The 21,341-nt window shown below is 41.4% G+C and carries 17 protein-coding genes and 1 riboswitch; of the genes, 7 read left to right on the forward strand and 10 right to left on the reverse strand.

Annotation, left to right across the window (positions count from 1 at the left end; genetic code table 11):
- Nucleotides 1-31: 31 nt before the first annotated feature.
- Nucleotides 32-805: a LysM peptidoglycan-binding and 3D domain-containing protein gene (locus IEW76_RS06770; protein WP_188652128.1), complete on the forward strand. Its 774-nt coding sequence runs from the start codon at nt 32-34 to the stop codon at nt 803-805.
- A 350-nt stretch (nt 806-1,155) separates the two neighbouring features.
- Here IEW76_RS06770 and coaA read toward each other — a convergent pair whose 3' ends face one another.
- On the reverse strand, nt 1,156-2,091 hold the full coding sequence (gene coaA, locus IEW76_RS06775; protein ID WP_188652130.1) for a type I pantothenate kinase: 936 nt from the start codon (nt 2,089-2,091) through the stop codon (nt 1,156-1,158).
- 162 nt (nt 2,092-2,253) lie between these two features.
- Nucleotides 2,254-3,159: a TIGR01777 family oxidoreductase gene (locus IEW76_RS06780; RefSeq protein ID WP_188652133.1), complete on the reverse strand. Its 906-nt coding sequence runs from the start codon at nt 3,157-3,159 to the stop codon at nt 2,254-2,256.
- A 63-nt stretch (nt 3,160-3,222) separates the two neighbouring features.
- Here IEW76_RS06780 and IEW76_RS06785 point away from each other — a divergent pair, with 63 nt between their 5' ends.
- Nucleotides 3,223-4,158, forward strand: coding sequence for a YndJ family protein (locus tag IEW76_RS06785; protein ID WP_188652135.1), 936 nt, complete (start codon nt 3,223-3,225; stop codon nt 4,156-4,158).
- 78 nt (nt 4,159-4,236) lie between these two features.
- Here the strand turns inward: IEW76_RS06785 and IEW76_RS06790 are convergent, their stop codons facing one another.
- Complete coding sequence (locus IEW76_RS06790; RefSeq protein WP_373285954.1) at nt 4,237-5,652, reverse strand: alanine/glycine:cation symporter family protein; 1,416 nt, start codon at nt 5,650-5,652, stop codon at nt 4,237-4,239.
- A gap of 581 nt (nt 5,653-6,233) precedes the next feature.
- Between IEW76_RS06790 and IEW76_RS06795 the strand changes: the two genes are divergently transcribed.
- The 3 genes from IEW76_RS06795 (at nt 6,234) to alr (ending at nt 10,023) form a co-directional block, all read left to right on the forward strand.
- Entirely contained in the window at nt 6,234-7,472 is a 1,239-nt protein-coding gene (locus IEW76_RS06795; protein ID WP_188652139.1) for a PucR family transcriptional regulator, read from the forward strand.
- Between the two features lie 122 nt (nt 7,473-7,594).
- Entirely contained in the window at nt 7,595-8,725 is a 1,131-nt protein-coding gene (gene ald, locus IEW76_RS06800) for an alanine dehydrogenase (RefSeq protein WP_188652142.1), read from the forward strand.
- 134 nt (nt 8,726-8,859) lie between these two features.
- Nucleotides 8,860-10,023 carry an alanine racemase gene (gene alr / locus IEW76_RS06805; RefSeq protein ID WP_308422054.1) on the forward strand — a complete coding sequence of 388 codons (1,164 nt, stop codon included), beginning with the start codon at nt 8,860-8,862 and terminating at the stop codon, nt 10,021-10,023.
- Nucleotides 10,024-10,125: 102 nt separating this feature from the next.
- On the opposite strand, the gene IEW76_RS06810 is transcribed toward alr, so the two are convergent.
- From IEW76_RS06810 to IEW76_RS06820, 3 genes are all read right to left on the reverse strand, one after another.
- Entirely contained in the window at nt 10,126-10,701 is a 576-nt protein-coding gene (locus IEW76_RS06810) for a thioredoxin family protein (protein ID WP_308422055.1), read from the reverse strand.
- Between the two features lie 10 nt (nt 10,702-10,711).
- Entirely contained in the window at nt 10,712-11,461 is a 750-nt protein-coding gene (locus IEW76_RS06815; RefSeq protein ID WP_188652146.1) for a (S)-benzoin forming benzil reductase, read from the reverse strand.
- Between the two features lie 91 nt (nt 11,462-11,552).
- The gene (locus IEW76_RS06820) at nt 11,553-13,481 is read right to left on the reverse strand and encodes an endonuclease MutS2 (RefSeq protein ID WP_188652148.1); all 1,929 of its coding nucleotides are present in this window, start codon (nt 13,479-13,481) and stop codon (nt 11,553-11,555) included.
- Between the two features lie 522 nt (nt 13,482-14,003).
- A riboswitch (purine riboswitch) is annotated at nt 14,004-14,105 on the forward strand.
- 171 nt (nt 14,106-14,276) lie between these two features.
- On the opposite strand from IEW76_RS06820, the gene IEW76_RS06825 reads away from it, so the two are divergent.
- A complete protein-coding gene (locus tag IEW76_RS06825) occupies nt 14,277-15,470 on the forward strand; it encodes a NupC/NupG family nucleoside CNT transporter (RefSeq protein WP_188652150.1) in 1,194 nt (397 codons plus the stop codon).
- Between the two features lie 39 nt (nt 15,471-15,509).
- Here IEW76_RS06825 and IEW76_RS06830 read toward each other — a convergent pair whose 3' ends face one another.
- Both IEW76_RS06830 and IEW76_RS06835 read right to left on the reverse strand, forming a co-directional pair.
- Nucleotides 15,510-15,689 (reverse strand): aspartyl-phosphate phosphatase Spo0E family protein, encoded by a 180-nt coding sequence (locus IEW76_RS06830; protein WP_229721147.1) that lies wholly within the window; start codon nt 15,687-15,689, stop codon nt 15,510-15,512.
- A gap of 304 nt (nt 15,690-15,993) precedes the next feature.
- Nucleotides 15,994-16,611 (reverse strand): YdcF family protein, encoded by a 618-nt coding sequence (locus IEW76_RS06835; protein ID WP_188652152.1) that lies wholly within the window; start codon nt 16,609-16,611, stop codon nt 15,994-15,996.
- Between the two features lie 227 nt (nt 16,612-16,838).
- Here IEW76_RS06835 and IEW76_RS06840 point away from each other — a divergent pair, with 227 nt between their 5' ends.
- On the forward strand, nt 16,839-18,149 hold the full coding sequence (locus IEW76_RS06840; protein ID WP_188652154.1) for an aspartate aminotransferase family protein: 1,311 nt from the start codon (nt 16,839-16,841) through the stop codon (nt 18,147-18,149).
- A gap of 753 nt (nt 18,150-18,902) precedes the next feature.
- Here IEW76_RS06840 and treR read toward each other — a convergent pair.
- Together treR and treC are read right to left on the reverse strand one after the other, a co-directional pair.
- The gene (gene treR / locus IEW76_RS06845; RefSeq protein WP_188652309.1) at nt 18,903-19,595 is read right to left on the reverse strand and encodes a trehalose operon repressor; all 693 of its coding nucleotides are present in this window, start codon (nt 19,593-19,595) and stop codon (nt 18,903-18,905) included.
- A gap of 32 nt (nt 19,596-19,627) precedes the next feature.
- Complete coding sequence (treC, locus tag IEW76_RS06850; RefSeq protein ID WP_188652156.1) at nt 19,628-21,298, reverse strand: alpha,alpha-phosphotrehalase; 1,671 nt, start codon at nt 21,296-21,298, stop codon at nt 19,628-19,630.
- Nucleotides 21,299-21,341 lie beyond the last annotated feature (43 nt).

The following is a 21,341-nucleotide window of genomic DNA, read 5'->3' on the forward strand; positions in this document are numbered from 1 at the left end:
TGGCTATTGTAATTCCTAGGAGGTCAACAAAATGAAAAAACTATTTCTATCCCTAGCTGCTGTAGCAACGATTTCTACAACAACAGTGATCACAGCAAGCGCAGAAGAAGTAGACGTCAAGAGCGGCGACACATTATGGGGAATCTCTCAGGATTACGATGTGTCCGTTGAACAAATAAAACAACAAAATAACCTAACATCTAACTTAATCTTCCCGAACCAAAAGCTAACAGTGAACCGCAACGGAGACACTAAAGTTGCTCAAGCAACAACAGACAGTAATGTGTATACAATCCAACCTGGCGATACACTTTTCGCCATCGGTCAACAATATAATGTAAGTGTGTATGAGCTAAAACAATGGAATAACTTAAGCTCAACTATGATTTATTCAGGCGATACCCTGAACGTAAATGGATCAAACGTAGCAACAAAAGAAAAATCAACAGTTGCAAGCACACAACCTACTGAACCTAAAACAGAAGAAAAACAAGTTCAAACACAGCAACAAGAACAAAAAACGATTACAATGGAATCAACAGCATATACAGCAAACTGCACGGGCTGCTCTGGTATCACAAGAACAGGCATCAATCTTCTTGAAAACCCAGATCGCAAAGTAATCGCAGTTGACCCTAACGTAATTCCACTAGGCACTGAAGTTTATGTAGAAGGATACGGAAAAGCAGTAGCAGGAGACATCGGTGGCGACATCCAAGGAAACAGAATCGACGTCTTCATCCCATCCCAATCAGAAGCCCTAAACTGGGGCCGCAAATCAGTAGACGTAACAATCTTAGACTAACCCCCTTCCTATAAAGAAGCACAAGCCCAAAGTTGATATCAGCTTTGGGCTTTTTTATTTGTCGGGATTAGATTTCTAGATAATGTATATACTCAGTCCGTTCTCCTACATAACACAAGGGCTGGCTGGGGGACTGCGAGACTCCCGCGGGATAAAGAGCCTCGGCAAGACCCCACAGAGAGCGATAGCGATCGAGGAGGCTTGCCAGCTCTCCGCAGGAAAGCGAGTTGTCCCCCAGCCAGCCCTAGCCCACATACGGTAACGGACCCTCACCGCTCTCATCAACACAACGCCCCCACCACAAAAAAAAGCGCAAAATCGCCCAAACGATTTTGCACCTTCTTATAAAATCATGCCTTCCTAAGCATAATCGAATCAATTAAATGATCACGATCTTTATGCAGAATAAGGTCCGCTCTATTACGTGTCGGCTGAATATTTTCATGAAGATTCCTTAAGTTAATCCTTCGCCAAATATCTTCTGCCATGGCAATCGCTTCATCATTAGATAAACCAGAGTAATTATGGAAATAAGAACGCTCATCTTGAAAGGCAGTATCTCTGAGCTTCATAAAACGCTCTGTATACCATTTCAATAAATCATCTTCATTTGCATCAACGTAGATACTAAAGTCAAAGAAATCAGAAACGTATGTACCAGGATCTGCACCTCGCGTTTTAGGAGTTTGCAATACATTTACTCCTTCCACTATGACAATATCCGGCTGGTCTAGTACTTGAACTTCATCTGGTAAGATATTATACGTTAAATGGGAATAAACAGGTGCTTCTATGTCAGGTCGACCTGATTTCAAATCTGCCAAAACGTCTATCAATTTCTTTATATCATAACTCTCAGGGAACCCTTTCCGATTCATGATCCCCTTTTCTTCTAATACTTCATTCGGGTATAAGAAGCCATCTGTAGTTAAGATCTCTACACTAGGATGTTCATCCCACTCAGAGAGCAGTTCACGCATAATCCTTGAGATCGTACTTTTTCCGACAGCGACACTCCCCGCGACTCCAATAATAAACGGAACCTGTTTCGTCTTTTGCCCCATGAAACGGTCTGTTACCGAATGAAGCTCATGAGAAGCTTTCGTATATAAATTGAGCAATCTACTTAATGGAAGATAGACATTTGAGACTTCTTCTATATCAAGCTTTTCATTAATTCCTTTTACATTTTCAATTTGTATGGGAGACAGGGTCATCGGTACATTAGCACGAAGCTTCGCCCATTCGTTTTTTTGGAACATCCAATACGGTGAATAACTACTCATACTGTTTCACATACCTTTGTCTACATTTTAAGAATTACATTATTCATAATTTACCACAGCGTTTCTAATTGTACCACCACATCGAATTATGTCGAGCTCCCTGCCTTCTCCTCCAGTAAGCCTTGAACCCTTGATACCAAAGCTTTCTAGCAGGATCAAAAATTATTCCAGAAGATTTGATAGCGCTTTCCTTGCTGTGGGGTATTTAAAGGAAAAAGTAGATTGTAGGAGGCGTTCTGGAAGGACCTTGCTTCCCTCCATTAAAATAATGCTTTTTTCTCCTAAAGCAACCTTTAACATCCATTCTGTTAAAGGAAACCAGTAGGGTCTACTGATCACAGAAGCGATTGTGCGCCCCAACTCATCCATAGTAACAGGATTGGGAGAAGTTAAATTTATAGGTCCTGAGATTGTGTGATCATCAATTAAATAATCAATAGTACGAACAAGGTCCTCAAAATGAATCCAGGAAACATACTGACTTCCAGAAGCAACCTTCCCCCCAGCCCATAAGCGGTAAGGAATGAGAAGCTTTGACAACGCCCCCTCACGCGGGTGAAGAACGATCCCAATACGTGCAATAACCTTTCGAATATCAGGGTGATTTAAGTGATGAAGAGTGTTTTCCCAAACATCACACACTTCACTCGGAAAACTATTAATTAATGATAGACTTCGGTCTGTGAACTTTTCGTTCTCTGAGTAGCCATAATAGCCGATCGCTGAGCCTTGAATGAAGACCTCAGGCTTCTCATCAAGGTGGTTCACAATTTCTATCATTCGCTTTGTTGCGTTTATACGACTGTATAGAATTCTCTCTTTCTTCTCGCTTGACCATCGACCTTGTTCGATCGGATCCCCTGCTAAGTTAATAACGACGTCTACTTTTTGATTAGACAAATAGTTGATTTCGTTTTTTTGGTCACTAAGCCATTGTATGTATTCTCTTTCTCCCACTTTCCTTGTACTTCCACGTGTAAGGATAAACAGTTTGTGTCCCTTCCGTTCGAAATGATCGACAACATGACTACCAATGAATCCTGTGCCTCCACTAATTAATATGTTCAACCTCTCTCCCTCTCTTCTTTTCCCATAGTGACTTTTCGTTTAAGATTTACATGAGGTGATCCTATGATAGAGAAAAAACGGTCTCTATTTGGCTTTATAATTTTTATTGTTTTCATAGTCTTACAGATGTCTCTTACCAGTATCCATACGGAACAATATGTACAACTATTACTTGTCTTTGCTTACGGAACGCTTATCCCTTTGATGCTTGCGCTTGCTAAAACGGAGCATACAAACCTTTACCGCACCTTGCTAAATATTCATCCGATTAGCTTTGTATTGGCGTGTATTAGTTTTTTGCTAGAAAGGGGCTATTTATCTTTTATCCTATCACTTCCTTGGTTTGGATTCACGGCATTCATTACAATTTACGGACTTGTTTCCCTTTTTAAAACAAAGGCATGGAAATCGATGCAAGAACTTCTTATCCATGCTGGTATGATCTATATCGTCATCGGGGGAGGTTGGCTTTCGTTACATAGGTTAAATATAGACATTCTACATTTTCAAGATATTCTCATCTTATTGACGTCTATCCACTTTCACTATGCAGCATTTATTACAATTATATCGTTTGGTTTAATCGGAAGGTTGATTCGTTCTAAGCAACCCTTGGTGAGAAGAGTTTATAACGCCCTGGGAGGCTTTTTACTCGTGGGTCCAATCTTTGTAGCCATAGGGATTACATTGTCTCCTGTGTCTCCTCTTATTGAATTTTTGTCGGTGATTGAATTTGTGGTACCCATAGCTCTGTTTGCACTCTTAAGTCTGGTTTTCATCGTACCAAACGTAAAGATTCCTAAGGCCAAAGTTTTTTTCATAATCGCTTTCTTTTCCCTTTTTATATCCATGAGCTTTGCTTTCCTGTATGGATATGGTCACATAAGTGATAGATCAATACTCGATATTCCTCTTATGGTATTTGTACACGGATTCGTTAATAGTTTTGGTTTCTCATTATTTATGATTCTTGGTTTATGGCACGAAAAAATGACATAAAAAATAACCTGCCAAAGCGGCAGGTTATTTTTTATCAAACTGTTTTAAAGGAACTTTAATGGACCCTATTCCGCATGACTAGCTTGCTTTTCGGTAAGCGTTGCGATTCTTATGCAAATAGTCATTAAAGTATGAATTCGTTTCCCTCACGATTACTTTATATAGAAGCAATAAAGCGATTAAGTTTGGAATCATCATAAGCGCATTGGCCATATTGGCAAATGCCCACACAAGATCAAGTTTCATCACAGCGCCCATAAAGGTAGCTGTAATATAAATGAAACGGTACGGAATAATGTAACGTAAGCCTAGTAAGTATTCGAAACATTTCTCTCCGTACATGTACCAGCCAACAATTGTAGAGAAGCCAAAGAAGATAACTGAGAAAGCTACAATGTACTCTCCTATCGCTCCTAAGGCATGCCCAAAGGCTGCACTTGTTAACGCACCGCCATCTAGATTTGCAGCATGCTCTACGCCCGAAATAGCGCCACCAGAAGGGTCCCAAAATCCTGTCATAATAAGCACAAGACCCGTCATTGTACAAACAATAATCGTTACGATAAAGGTTCCCGTCATAGCTACTAACGCCTGTTTAACCGGATGATCTGTCTTTGCGTTTCCGGCAATCAAAGCAGCAGTACCAAGACCCGCTTCATTAGAGAAGATCCCGCGTGAAACCCCGCTTCGGACCGCTTCCATAACAACAACTCCAGCAAAACCTCCAGCTGCTGATACAGGGCTAAATGCGTAGTTGAAGATCATCTCAAACGCAGGCACGATCGCTTCATAATTCATGATAATAATTAGTAAGGACCCACCTATGTAAAGAAAGGCCATAACCGGAACAAAGAACCCAGCAACCGTACTAATTCTCTGAATACCACCAAAAATAATCAGACCTGTTAATACGGCCAGAACAGCTCCTGTTACCCAACCATTTATATGAAAACTCTCATCCATTACATCTGATATGGTATTGGATTGAACACTATTCCCAATTCCTAAGGCTGCGAAAGCACCAAAGAAAGCAAATGCAATCGCAAGTCCTTTCCATTTCTTCCCGAGACCCCGTTCTACATAATACATAGGACCTCCGGAATATTCTCCGTTCTCATTCTTCACCCGGTACTTCATAGCAAGCAGGGCCTCTGCATATTTTGTTGCCATCCCTAGTAGTCCTACAATCCACATCCAAAAAATAGCCCCAGGGCCTCCAAGCGTTAAAGCGGTAGCTACACCGGCAATATTCCCGTTCCCAATTGTAGCCGACAAAGCCGTCATGAGCGTCTTGAAGTTGCTGATGTCCCCTTCAGCATCAGATGAAGATTCTGACTTTTCTTCTTTCGTAAAAGCCAGTTTAAATGCATACATTAGCTTCCTAAACTGTAACCCTCTTAACATAATCGTCAGGAATAAACCTGTCCCAAATAAGAGAATTAAGCTAGGCGTTCCCCATAGTACATCGTTGATTTGATTTAATACGTCTAACATCATTTACCCCCTGCTCTCGATGTATCCTTTTGTGAGTTTTGGGTGTTAACATTCTCCCATTATATACTCTATCATTCAATTTTGAAGAGGTATTTGTGAAATCATAAAATTTTAAGCGCTTTCAATTGTTGAAAACAACAATCGGATTGAGTAAGCTTTAGGAAATACCACAAATTCTTATAGATTTTCCATAAGGATGTACCTTAAAATGTACCAGGGAGACTTTCTTATTTACTAAATCATTATCGTATGTAGACCAGAGTTGTGTATTCTCTGCTATGCTCAAGCAGCTGGGCCGTTATACAAATATAGCCAGGGGTGTCTGGGGAATGGGGAGACTCCTGCGGGAGAAAGAGGTCGACGAGACCCCGCAGGGCGGTTTCCCCGAGGAGGCTGTTAAAAGATTGAGGAAGTTCGACTAAGACCGTCACATCCTGTGACTACGTCGAACGACCCCACGTCGTGTGGGGCCGCGGAAAGCGAGCCATTCCCCAGACACCCCAAGCATTCATCAAACGTAACGGCCTTATTTTAACTAAATATTAGATACAGAGCTTAAACAGAAAGAAGGTGAGGTTGCCTTGGGAACACATTACGGGAGCCAAGATCCATTTAAAGGACCATTTCGCTCATTAGAAGAACTGGCCGATCGTATTAGCGATCTGTTGCATTGTCCAGTTACAATAGAAGATTCTAACCACCGCATATTGGCGTATAGTACTCACGATGAGAACGTTGACCCAGCCAGGATTGCAACGATTATGAGAAGAAAAGTTCCAGAGAACGTTATTAAAACGTTATGGAAAAACGGAGTCATACCTCAATTATTTGAAAGCGAAGAGCCTGTTATCATTCCAGCTATTGAAGAAGTTGGGTTAGGGAAACGCGTAGCCATATCCGTACGAAAAAACAACGAAATTCTTGGGTTTATCTGGGCTCAGGTGCACTGGGATGTAACCGAAGAAGATCTCGACCTCTTTAAAAAAGCTGCCAAAGTAGTTAAAAACCAAATGCTACAACTTCAAATTAAAAAGCGAAAATCAGAAGAAGATCATAAAGAATTCTTCTGGCAACTACTGACGGAGCACTTGACTGACCTTGAAACGATACAAAGCCAGGCACGCAAATATCATATCCAATTAGACGGTTCTTTAGCGATTGTCGTTTTTGAGTTTGAAGAAGATATCCATCAGTCACTCGAACGACACATCCACTACTATATTGAGGCTTCGAGACAAGTCGGAATCGTATGCAGCGCGATTGACTCGAATCAACTGATCCTTCTCGTTCGCCCACATTCGAATGAGGCACCTGGGAAAGAAATTCATGATTTTGTTCGTGCCTTTGTAGAGAAAATACAAGACAGAGTGAATGTAGAGTTCCTAAAAGGAGCTGCGGGTACGTTGTACAAAAACCCTGTCCATATCCAAGACAGCTATAAAGAAGCGCTACACGTCCTATCCATAAAGGACCGCTTCCCTAATGAAGTTGAAGGCATTTACAGCTATCAGGAGCTCGGGATCTATCAATTTATAGATTTCTTATACGAAAAGCGCATCCGTGATCATTACACCAATCAATACATTGAAACCCTTCGCGACTATGATCAGAAGCATCGCACAGACTTACTTGAAACCGTTAGCGAATTCTTGCGGTGCGATAGTAACGTGAATGAAGCAGCTAAGCACTTGCACGTTCACGCCAACACACTGAACTATCGATTGAAGCGAGTTACGAATCTGACAGGATTTAATTTTAAAGATCCGAACCAAAAAATTACGCTTTACCTGGATTTAATGATTGAACGCTTGAAACAATAAGGGTCTTGTTGATTTCTACAAAAGATGATTCTGACTTTTTCTGTTTTACACAATGCATTTCGTTCATCCCCCCTCTATAATCGGAAGTACAAAATCGATTACAAACAAAGGGGATGAGGGAATTGTTCATCGGGATTCCAAAAGAGATAAAAAATAACGAAAATCGGGTTGCGATTACACCGGCCGGGGTTTTAAATCTTGTAAATGCAGGTCATCATGTATTTGTTGAAACGACTGCCGGAATTGGAAGCGGTTTCGAAGACCAGGACTACAAAGATGCCGGAGCGACCATTGTAAGTGCAGCAGCTGAAGCATGGGAGAAAGAAATGGTGATGAAGGTAAAAGAACCACTCCCTTCTGAATATGGCTACTTCCGCGAAGGCTTGATCTTATTTACGTATCTGCACCTTGCAGCCGAGCCAGAGTTAGCACAAGCATTAACTGAAAAAGGAGTCATTTCTCTTGCATATGAAACGGTTGAAACAAACCGCACACTACCACTCCTAACCCCAATGAGTGAAGTAGCTGGACGCATGTCAGCTCAAATCGGTGCTCAGTTCCTTGAAAAACCAAAAGGTGGCCTTGGCGTTCTTCTTGGAGGCGTACCAGGAGTAAAGCGCGGGAAAGTTACCATCATAGGCGGTGGTGTTGTAGGTACAAACGCAGCTAAGATTGCGGTTGGACTTGGTGCTGACGTCACGATGATCGACCTTAGCCCTGAGCGTCTGCGCCAGCTTGATGATATCTTTGGAAATGAAATTAACACAATGATGTCAAATCCTCTAAACATCGCTGAAGCTGTGAAAGAATCAGATCTAGTTATCGGAGCTGTTCTAATTCCAGGAGCGAAAGCACCGAAACTTGTTACAGAGGATATGGTAAAAGAAATGAAACAAGGTGCTGTCCTAGTTGACGTAGCCATTGACCAGGGTGGTATTATTGAAACAGTAGATCATATTACAACGCACGATGATCCTACGTACGTGAAGCACGGCGTTGTACATTATGCAGTTGCGAATATGCCAGGAGCTGTTCCGCGTACTTCTACAATCGCCTTAACGAACGTAACAATTCCATATGCTCTTCAGATTGCTAACAAAGGTGTTACGAAAGCGATTGAAGACAACCAGGCTTTACAGAAAGGCTTAAATACAGCAAATGGACACGTCACTTATGAAGCTGTTGCCAAGGACCTTGGATATGCGTATACACCAGCTCATGAAGCATTAAATGCTGTCTTTTTTACAAACTAATAAAGTCTAGTAACCGGTGCCTTTCTATGAAGGGCACCGGTTCCATGCATAAAGCTGTGGATGCCACAAGTAGGCATCCTCTTTTTATGGCCTAAACAACATAATTACTTCAACTAAGAAAGATTGGTGATCCTATGATTAATCCACACAGTTACAGAGACACTTGGGCAGATATTTCACTGGATGCCCTTTCTCACAACGTACACGCATTTAAAAACCACACAAATCCAGCTTGCCGCTTAATGGCTGTTGTAAAAGCGGATGGTTATGGACACGGAGCTGTAGAAATTGCTCAGAACGCTATCGATGCCGGAGCAGACTGGCTTGGGGTTGCTTTCGTTGACGAAGGGATTGAGCTTAGAAAAGCTGGCATCCATAAACCGATCCTACTATTAGGCTATACTCCGCCCCGGTCCATTGAAGCGGCTGTCATACACGATTTAACGATCACAATCTTTACTCAAGACATACTCACCCAAGTCGAATCAGCGGCAAAACGAATGAACAAGACACCTAAAGTTCATATAAAAATAAACTCTGGTATGAACCGCATAGGGGTTTCTACATCAACAGAAGCTCTTCAACTTGCAAAGGCTATTGATCAATCTCCTTTAGTAGAACTTGAAGGAATCTTTACTCATTTTGCAGATGCCGATAATGAGGACCCAACTTATACATACATGCAATTTGAACATTTTCAAACCATTGTCGACCACATTGAAGAAAATGAGATCTATATTCCGATTAAACATTGCGCAAATAGCGCTACAACGATTGCCCATAGAAAGATGCATTTAAATATGGTTCGGGTTGGAGTTAGCTTATACGGATTCTATCCCTCCCCCCATCTAAAAGAATGGATCGATCTTACACCGGTTATGACACTGAAGACAAAAGTAGCAGCTGTGAACAAACTAGAAGCCGGTACACCCATTAGTTATGGGCTCACGTTCAAAACAGAGAGGCCCTCGTCTGTTGCCACGCTGCCTATTGGATATGCAGATGGACTTCCAAGACTTCTTTCCAATCAAGGAACGATGTCTGTTCATCGCCATCTAGTTCCAATTGTGGGGAGTATATGCATGGATCAAACGATGATCGATGTGACTGGCACCGGAAAAGTGTTACCTGATGATGAAGTAACTGTATTCGGAGATGGAAACAAAGGCCTTCCAACAGCAGATGAAATAGCTGAATTAACAGGAACCATTCACTATGAAATTACGTGTTCAATTGGTAAAAGAGTGCCTCGTATTTATCAAGCTGCTCAGACGAAAACCCGCTACAATATGTTATAGAGAACGATTCATTATCACCTCTTTAAAGAGGTTTTCGAAAAGTCTTCAAGCAAAAAAAGCCCTGAGTATAATAAACTCAGGGCTTTTAGTCTATATGAATCATCATTTTGTCTTTATTTCTAATGAGGATAAAGTTTCCTTTAAGCTTGCGTATACTTCCTGCCAGAACTCTTCATTCTCCCGATACGCTTTTGTGAGGAAAAGAATCATTTCCTTCTGCTTCTCTTCAAAACTCGGGTGATCCTTGTCAGGCATATTCTCGCGGGCCTCATCCACAACCTCTTGGATTTTTGGAGCACGGGGTCCCCATACCGCTTCTTCTTCCCCATCTTCATTCATAAAGATGAAGATAGGAATAGAACGAGAGGAACCGTTTGTTAGGTATTGATCCATAAGCTCTGGATTCTCATCCCTCTTTAAGAAACGAACATCCATGCGGGATGCTTCTGAGAGTTTTAATAGAATTGGGATGTTCATCATCGCATCTCCACACCAGTCTTCTGTCAGCACGATAACGCGGAGCTGTTTAACTTTAAGATCATCAAAAAATTGTTGATCATCTGGTAATTGGTAGGATTGATACACATTCATAAAGTTTTCTTGATGTTTCTCCATTGCGGTTACATATTCTTGGGGACGCATCCCCTTCTCAAACCATCCTTCTAACTGCACGATCATTTCACCTCATTTAGTCTAATAACTGGTCTACACGATAAACTTCTCCACTTTCAAAGCCTTCATCAAGTAATTTCATAAGGCCACCTGCAACAACAGAAGTTGATCGAAGTTTACCTTCTTCTTTTAACGCTTTAAACTTTTCCACATCAGCAAATGCTTCTTCCGAAGAAGAGCGAATATCAGCCTGCATATCTGTATCCATGACGCCAGGGCTAAAGGCAACTGTTCTGTGCTTCATGCCCCGCTCTTTTTGTTCAAACGCAGTTGTTTCCGTAAAGTAATTCAGACCTGCTTTGGTGCCACCATATGTGCTCCAGCCATATACAGGCCGGTTAGCGGCGCCAGAGGTAACATTTATGATATCCACATCAATGGTTGCTAATTGTTCCACAACCAAGTTGGTTACTAACATGGGTGCAATTAAATTGATGTGAACGTGTTTGATGACCTGATCAGGATCTAGAGACCCTACACGATCAATAGGTTCAACTACTCCTGCATTGTTTACGACGTAGACTTTCTCAGGAGCTTGATCTTTCACATCTTCTACAATCGAAGAGAAGACCGTTTCTAGCTCCTCTTTAGAAGACAAGTCACACGCATAATGCTTATACGTCACTCCATTCTCTTCAGCTCGTTTTTCTAAGTTTTTATTATCCGAACGGGACACTCCAATGATGTGTGTGCCTCTTTCCATCATTTTCTCGGCAATAGACTCACCGAGCCCTTTCGAAACACCTGTGATTACAGCAATGTTCATCAAGATCCCTCCAAATAGCTATTCCTTTTCTAATTTCAGTATAGCTGACCCCTTAACCCATTCACAAAAGAAACGATCCCTAAACCTGAAATCACGTTTCATCCTCTTCATCGAGCGTTAATCCATCTACATGTTTGCGGTCTAATTGCTTACGAATCTTTCTGTATTCTTTAGATTTAAAAATAATATCAAAGTCATAATCCTCAGGATACAACTCTTCTGCCGGAATATGAAGCGCAATCCGCTTATGGTTAACGGTTCGTTTCTCTCCTTTTACTTGGATCACATAGTTTCCTTTTCCATCAGGTCCTTTATAAACAATACCTGTCTCCTCAGTAGCAAGCACCGTAACATTATCTCCCATATTGTAACGGGGAATCGTTTCTTCTCGATTTGTTTTCTTCTTGGAAATTTTTCTAGCATAGGCATTCGTCTTAATTTGCTTTTCCATCGTCTTAGCATCAGCGTCCTCACGCATTTCATACTTTTTCTCTTCTTTATAAGAGATCTCGTGAGCTTTTTCTATGATTAATGGGTGCATACCAAGTTTTAGAGCAATTTCAAACGCCTGGCTTTTTCCCGTTGTTCCAAGGAGAAGGCGATACGTTGGACGAAGTGTTTCAAGGTCAAATTCCATTGAACCATTCAGGAAACCACTCCGTAATTCCGCAAAATCTTTCATCTCATTGTAATGTGTTGTAGCTAACAGCATCGCACCTTTGTCATATAATTGATCCAAAATCGCTGTGGCAAGTCCCATCCCTTCCGTTGGATCCGTCCCAGATCCAAGTTCGTCAAGCAGCACCAAGGTGTGATCGTTTGTCTCCTGCAGAATGTCAATAATATTCACTAGGCGAGAGCTGAAAGTACTTAGGTTTTCAGTAATACTTTGCCCATCACCTATGTCGACAAACAGTTGCTGAAAAATATGAAGGTTGGTTCCTTCCTGAGCCGGGATGTGTAACCCAGCTTGTGTCATCACCGTCAGTAGACCTACTGTTTTAAGGGTGACCGTTTTCCCGCCTGTATTTGGACCAGTAATGACAAGGGCATGGTAGTCTTCTCCAAGCGACATACTAAGCGGAACAGGGTCATGAATGAGTGGGTGTGTAGCCTCACAAAGTTCGATCTTATAGTCCGTATTTAAACGAGCAGCGCGCCCCTCAATGCTTATACCATACTTCGCTTTCGCAAAGATGACGTCGTATTGATGCATCGTTTCCATAGCGACATGAAGGGTTCGATCCTGTTCTAACACTAGTGCTGTTAAATAGTATAAAATTTGCTCTACTTCCCTCTCTTCCGCTAGCCTTGTCATTTCGAGCTCTTCCTGTAATCGCGTGACTTCTTCTGGTTCTATAAAGACAGTAGCTCCAGAGGAAGAAGAATCAAGCACCGTTCCTTTGACTTTATTCCGGTAAGCTGCTTTGATCGGGAGGACGAAACGACCATTCTTCTCCGCAACTACATGTTCCTGCATATACGTGGATAGTTTTTTAGATTTAGCTAAACGGCCAATCCGATCTTTAATTTCAGCAAGTTGATTCTGCTTCTGCCTTCTAATTTTCAACAATTCTTTAGATGCATAGTCATCTACTTGGCCATGGCGAAGACAACCCTGAATTTCCTGTTCCAGATCACTTAGGTCTTCAATAGACTCAGCATATAACGCTACAGTAGGAGCAGCGTACTGTTTGTCTTTCATAAACCGCTTCAATTTCCCACAATGATCAAGAAATGACTGCAGTTGTTGAAACTGATCCGGCCTTAAAAACATGCCTTTCTTAGCCTGATCAATCATACGACTCACATCATCTAGACTGTGAACGGGCACACTGCTGCTAATCTTCAATATCTCCATCGCTTCATCTGTTTCCTCAAGCCATCTCTCAATTTGCTTCTGATTAAAAGAAGGTGTCAAAGAAAGAACTGTCTCTTTCCCTCTTTCCGTAAACGCAAACCGAGCTACCTCTTCTAAAATTGTATAAAAATCCAATACCTCAAACGTCTTCTGATTCAACTTCTATATCCTCCTTAGCGCCCAGAAATGCTTTAGCACAGTAAAGGGTGTCTGGCACGCTTTATTCAAGTAAAGTGTTTTATATTAAAAAAAGCTGCAATGAATGTATCATTGCAGCTAACCTTCGATTCCATCATCCAATCGAGTGCAGACGTGTACAGAAAATAGAACAGGGCTATGACATATGTGTCATAGCCCTGTTGTACACTTTGCAAGTTATGCTATGATTCATTGTTCTTAACTACCAAAAAAGTGTATAGAAAAATAAACTTGCCTGTGTGCAAGCTTTTTCAAACCTTTTTGGTCCGTATTAAGTTAACGGTTAGTTAAGAACAACGACCTTCATAAAACATACTCCTTCAAGAGTGATTTCGATTGAATGATTTCTTCGCTTATACAATATAATGTAAACGATTCATGACGCACTGTCAAACCTTCCGGATAATAATCAATTTATTCTCCATCTTCAGACATCTTATTTATCTATTGTCACCAACTTAGGAGTTTGCTATATTACTCGTATTCAACTTCATACAAACACCTTATATATCTATGGAAATAGGGTCCATAAGTCTCTACCTGGCAACCGTAAATTGCCGGACTATAAGGAAAGTCTGCATATAATAGCCGAATGATCTTCATTGGGTTACGTCTACGTACATGCATCCACTTTCTTTGTAGGACAAAGACCGTGGGTGCTTTTTTTATACCCCTTAAGAGGTCTGACGTCATACATCCAACTACGTATAAGGTTTTGAATGAATGGACATCACTGATTTTACAGGAGGATTAAGAATGGACATTTTATTCGGACTAGGTTCATTAGCAGGAATTATCTTTTTATCTTGGTTGTTAAGCAGCCATAAAACGTTGGTCAAATGGCGCACCGTTGCAGTCGGACTCGCCCTTGAAGGATTATTTGTGTATTTTATGTTAAAAGTCCCCTTTGGACAAAAAATGCTAGATGTCGCAGCTAAAGGCGTCCAGCATGTAATCGACTTTAGTAGCGAGGGAATTAACTTCGTGTTTGGAGGATTGTTTGGAGAAGGGACAAATATTCAGTTTGTGTTTGCGATTAATGTATTAGCTGTCATCATATTTATTTCATCTCTTATCGCTGCTCTTTATTATTTACGCATCATCCCGTTTATTGTCCGTGGGATCGGATTTATAGTTGGAAAAATATTAGGAACTAGTAAAGTAGAATCCTTTAGTGCTGTAGGGAATACAATGCTTGGGGTTGTAGAAGCTCCTCTTCTTGTTAAACCTTATTTAAGTAAGATGACGCGCTCTGAGACATTTGCGATTATGGTCGGCGGAACTGCATCTGCTAGTGGCGCTATATTTGTAGCCTATGCCGGGATGGGCATTGATGTAAAATACCTGCTTATTTCAATTTTCAGTGTCCCTTTTGTATCTCTTACCATCGCCAAAATTTTAGAACCTGAGAGTGAATCATCTCAGCTCAATGAAGAGATCATTATGGAGAAACCTGAACAAGTTAATGTGTTAGAAGCCATATCTGATGGAGCCGTGAGCGGTGTGAAACTCGCTTTAAATATTGGAGGGCTTTTAATAGCGTTCATAAGCATTTTGGCATTAGTGAACGGAATACTAGGAATTGTTGAACTGGATCTAGCAACAATATTCGGCTACGCTCTCTACCCTTTCGCTTTATTGATTGGAATACCAGTAAGCGATGCTTTTCAGGCTGCTTCCATTATCGGAACCAAGATTGCAGCAAATGAATTAATTGCCTTTAACATGATGCTTGGCGGACAGGAGAACTTAAAGCCAGAAACGATGGCAATCCTAACAGTAGCCCTATGTAACTTTGCTAACCTGTCTTCAATTGGTCAGTTAATCGTAGGACTCGGTTCTATAGCTCCTTCTAAGAAGAGTCAGGTGGCCCAGCTTGGTGTAAAGGCCATTATAGGCGGAACATTAGCAAGCTTTATTACAGCTGTCTTTGTAGGAATGTTCATATAGTATAAAAGAAAGCACATGCATTCGTATGCATGTGCTTTCTTAATTCGAGGTAATTGCGTTTATGGTGTTCCACTTATTAAGTAACTGATCTAACTCTTGGCTTAATTGCAACGTATATTCGTCATTAAATCCACGTTGAATTGCACTATCAACCATTTCCTTACGCTTCTTCTCAATTTCCATACCAACTAACTTAGGCGTTGATAAAGTTGCATTCAAGTTGTCCACTCCTAATGAAGGTTTGATTAGCATGTCTACTCTAGGATGTTTAAACTGAATTGCGTGAATATTCACACTAAAGATTCTTTTAATCTACTTGTTTAAACTATATTTTAATGCCCCTTATACCAAAAGTAAATAGTCTGATGTCTAATTATGACAAGTGAATGCATATTCACTTCTATAGCCCTATGAACCTAAACCACATTAACGCACGAAAGCGTGCCAGACACCCTTCACTACAGCAAATGACTAAAGGGTGTCTGGCACGCTGTAAGTCTTTACATGGCTAAAGCAGTACTGTTTAGCGGTTTACCGGAACCCAGTCGTCAGGTTTCCAGGTGTCAGGAATAACGAGACTACCTTTATAGAGAAAATAGAATCCCCATTCCCTTAAAAAGAAAGGAACCCTTGTTTCTAATGATTGATAGGCAGAGGTTGTAGTCGGTGATGCCTCACTATCTAGGTTAATTTGATTAGCAATCGCGATCGATCGCTTCATATGAAGAGGATCACTGACTAGAGTATAATCTTCAAAACCTTGCTCTTGTCCAATAAGCTTCGCGTTTATGATATTCCCTTCTGTAATCTTAGAGGTCATATCCACGAACGTATCATGCTTAGGAACCCCCATGTCCACTGCATAGTCACGAGCCACTTCTGATTCAGCAAAAGGTGCCCCCTCGCCTTTTCCACCTGTAAAGATGATATGATCTACATCTCCCTTTTTATATAGCTTAACTGCATGATTCACTCGCTCTCTTAAAACAGGTGAAGGTTTATCATGATAAGCTGCTGCACCAAGCACAATAGCCGCATCCGTCTTGCGCGTTTCTCCACCCTCAAATGTCCAGATTGAGTAACCGATATAGGCAACGTAAAGGACCCCGATCCAGAATAGTAGTTTAAATAATCTTTTCAATGTCTTTTCCCCTTCTCACTCGCATACTAGCACGTTTTAAGGGTATAACAGGTCTCTTCTTTTCTGCAACCGTTCGAAAGTCATAAAGAGGTTAAATAGATAATTCAGCTCCAAAAGTCTACTTCAAAAAAATATAGGAAATTCGCTTATGCATATTGTATATAAATTAATTTTCATGTATATTTATTAATACATTCAATCGAACGTAGTTACGGAGGGAACAAAAAATGACATGGACACATCTACTCGAATCAATACACGACCGCCTAGCTCCAACAATGGCCAAAGACTTCCCAAATCTTCCTGTTGAGAAAGAAGAGGGCTGTTATTATTACGGTACTGATGGCAAAGAATATCTCGATTTCTCTTCTGGCATTGCTGTAACAAATGTAGGCCATAGGCACCCTAAAGTCGTTCAGGCGATTAAAGATGGTGCGGATCACCTAACTCATGGGCCATCAGGCGTTATTATGTATGAACCGCTTCTTACATTAGCGGATCGATTAGCTACAATTATGCCAGGAAATCTAGACTGCTTTTTCTTCTCTAATAGCGGAACAGAAGCTGTAGAAGGAGCACTAAAACTAGCCAAACATACAACAGAACGACCTTATGTCATTTCCTTCACTGGAGGATTTCACGGCAGAACACTCGGATCATTAGGAGTGAGCACCTCCAAAAGTAAATACCGCAAATTCATGCAACCAAACGGGTTAACCTATCAAATTCCATACGCTAACCCGAAGGCTTGTCCTGAGGGCGAAGATGTTGGTGAATTTTGCGTGAAACAACTAGAGAAAGATTTTCAAACTTTGTTTGAGCACCAGGTAACACCTGATGAAGTAGCTTGCATGATCTTAGAGCCTGTCTTAGGAGAGGGTGGTTACATTATCCCTCCAAAAGAATGGCTTCAAAAAATTCGCGAAGTCTGCGACCAACACGGCATTTTGCTTATTTTCGATGAGGTTCAAACTGGATTTGGCAGAACAGGAGAATGGTTTGCAGCTGATACATTTGGTGTAACACCAGATATTATGGCTGTAGCGAAAGCAATGGCATCAGGTCTACCACTAAGTGCCACAGTCGCCTCTAAAGAACTTATGAAAAAATGGCCTGTCGGATCCCACGCAACAACATACGGAGGAAATCCGATTGCCTGTAACGCTGCACTTGCTGTCCTGGACGTAATCCAAGAAGAAAAGTTGTTAGACAACACAAAAGAAGTCGGCGCGTATGCATACGAAAAACTCCAAACATTAGCCGCTAAGCATGACGTTGTCGGAGACGTTCGCGGTGTTGGTCTAATGCTCGGCCTTGAAATTGTTAATCCTGTAACAGGAGAAGGAGACAGCGAAGGGCTGATGACCATCTTACAATCTGCTTTAGAAAAAGGAGCGCTCTTCTACTTCTGCGGCAACAAAACGGAAGTCATTCGGGTAATCCCACCACTTACCATGACAAAAGCTCAAATTGACGAAGGTATGGCCATATTAGACGCAGCGCTTACTGAGTACGAAGCATCCATCAGCGTATCCTAATCTACAACTATATTCCTGTTGTCGACCAACCGGCACTACAGGACCACACCCCTGCAGGCCGGAAGCATCGACAAAACTCATATGGGTTCTCTATGATGGTCTCATAGAAAAACACCGTTCAGCATCCTTTGCTGAACGGTGTTTTTTTAATTTTAAATGTTCCATTAATGTAAATATAATATGCTTTTTCAAGAATAGGATAACAATCTTATAAACTCGAAGCTGAGATGCTCCAGTTTGAATTGGGGCCGTTGCGTTAATATGTGCTAGGGCTAGCTGGAGGACAACTCGCTTTCCTACGGGGAGCTGGGAAGCCTCCTCGTTCGCTAACGCTCTCTGTGGGGTCTTCCCTAGGCTCCTCCCCCCGCGGGAGTCTCGCAGTCCTCCAGCTAGCCCTGATAAAATTTAATGAACGGACCCTGCCACTGAAATGAGTAAGACAGATGCATCTTAGATCTTTGAAGAGCTTCCTATTACTAATTTGGCGATGTTTTTGTTTAACCTAATTACAGTTACGATGGGACGGGGAAAACGCGAGACTCCCGTGGAAAAACGGGCTTCCGAGATCCCACAGAGAGCGTAGCGAACGAGGAAGCTCGGGAGTTCGTCCACAGGAAAGCGAGTGTTTTCCCCGTCCCATCTTCATCTCAACCAAGTAAACAAAAATATTAACTTTATTCATCTATTAATATCAATCCTCAACAAACAAAAAAACGAGTGTAACATCCGCGGATGTCACACTCGCTCTACTCGTTAACGACGGGCAAAGTCTACAAATCGAAACTTGTCTGGTCTGTGCCTTGATTCTGTATACTGGAACAGCGTTGCATCATCCAGATAAACGTAGTTTTTAATCACCACTACGTTCGCAAACCCTTCAAGATCTAATAACGTGCGATCTTCAGAAGTCGGTTCTTCTACCGTAATTTCTTTCTTCGCGAAGCTAATGGTTAGACCGACCTCCCCCTCAAGATATGCATAAATCGAATCTTCACAAATCTCTCGGGTTAATCGAGGAACACTACCATAGTAAAGGTAATCTTTATCCAAAATGATCCGCTCTCCACTGAATTCTCGCGAACGACTTACATACCAAACCAAGGACTCTTCATCTAGCTGCATCGCTTCTTGAATATACAGTTCAGGATGAATGAGGGAAAGTTCATTCACATGAGTATTGGTCGCCTCGCCCATAGCTTTGGAAACTTCCTTAAAACTAACAAGACCTGAGACTGGGAAATTGAATTTATCAACATCTAAAACAACTGATCCTTTGCCTCGCACTTTCTGAATAAACCCATTTTGCGATAACAGATTCAACGCCTTCCGGATCGTCTCTCTCGAAGTCTGGAAGGTTTCCGCTAACTCATTTTCAGATGGCAGGGTCTGGCCTTCCTTATACACGTTCATCTTAATCGAATCTACAAGTTCTTCATAAATGCCCATAAACTTATTCTGCTTCACATAGCACCACTCATTTATTTCGTTAAATGATACACTACGGACTCGTAAGGACGCAGCTTAATTGTACGGCTTACGTTCTGTGACTCATCATAGTTAGAAAGAATGAGTTCGCTCCCGAATGCTTCAAGGTCAATGGATTCTGGCACGTTAAACGTCGTTTCATCACCATAGAAATTATTCACAACAAGCAACTTCTCACCTTCACCATGACGAGCATAAGCAAATACCCGATCATCCTCATAACTTAAGAGTTCGTAGTCTCCTGATGTAATAATATCATATTGCTTACGAAGCTCAATTAGCTTCTTATAATGATAGAACACAGAATTTTCATCACTAACAGCTGCTTCTGCATTAATTTCTTTGTAATTCCTTGCTACAGGAATCCATGGAGTGTCCGCTGTGAAACCAGCTTGCTCCCCGTCGTTCCATTGCATCGGTGTTCTAGAATTATCTCGCGACTTCTGAGCAAGAATAGCAAGAATTTCAGTCTCCGTTTTCCCTTGTTCCTTTAGGATTTCATACATATTAAGGGATTCAACATCGCGATAGTCCTCAATCGTATCAAATTTTGGATTGGTCATCCCAAATTCTTCACCCTGATAAATATAAGGCGTACCACGCATCATATGAATCGTTGTGGCAAGCATTTTAGCAGATTCATTATGATAGACTGTATCGTTTCCGAAACGAGACACAACGCGAGGCTGATCATGGTTACACCAGAACAATGCGTTCCAGCCTCCTCCTTCTTGCATACCAACTTGCCAATCTGATAGAACTTTCTTCAATTCTTTAAAGTCAAAATTCGCTACAGTCCACTTCTCTCCGTTTGGATAATCCACTTTCAGGTGGTGGAAACTAAATGTCATGTCTAGTTCCTGACGGTCAGGGTGTGTGTATTTCACACAATTATCAATCGTCGTAGAAGACATCTCGCCTACTGTCATCATTTCATATTTAGAAAATACTTCTTGGTTCATTTCGTGCATAAATTCATGCACACGTGGTCCATCCGTATAGAAGCGACGTCCATCTCCCTCATAATCATTTGGGAAGGCTTGATCTTTAGAAATGAGGTTAATCACATCTAAACGGAAACCGTCGACCCCTTTTTGAAGCCAGAAATGCATCATATCATAAACGCTCTTTCGAACCGCTTCATTTTCCCAGTTCAGGTCTGCTTGTGTTACATCAAAAAGGTGCAGGTAGTACTGTTCTGTATCGGCGTCATATGCCCATGCGTTTCCACCGAACTTCGATTCCCAGTTTGTTGGGGCTTCTCCTTCAATAGGGTCTTTCCAGAAGTAGTAGTCGCGGTAAGGATTGTCTTTAGATTGCTTCGATTGCTGGAACCACTCATGTTCCGTTGACGTGTGATTGACAACGATGTCCATAATGATTTTAATACCACGATCGTGAGCTTCTTGTAAGAGGCGCTCAAAATCTTGCATCGTTCCGTATTCTTCATGAATATTGAAATAATCGCTAATGTCATATCCGTTATCTTTTTGTGGAGATGAATAAATAGGAGTTAGCCAAATGACATCAACACCTAAGGTTTTCAAGTAGTCCAATTTTTCAATAATCCCTTGAATGTCTCCTGTCCCGTTTCCTGTCGTGTCGTTAAAGCTTTTCGGATAAATTTGATAGACAACTGATTGTTTCCACCATGGCTGTGTCATGCGAGCACCTTCCTTATCTTTGATGTAATATCACTAGAAAGAC

The organism is Pontibacillus salipaludis, from assembly GCF_014642405.1.
GTDB classification, from domain to species: domain Bacteria; phylum Bacillota; class Bacilli; order Bacillales; family BH030062; genus Pontibacillus; species Pontibacillus salipaludis.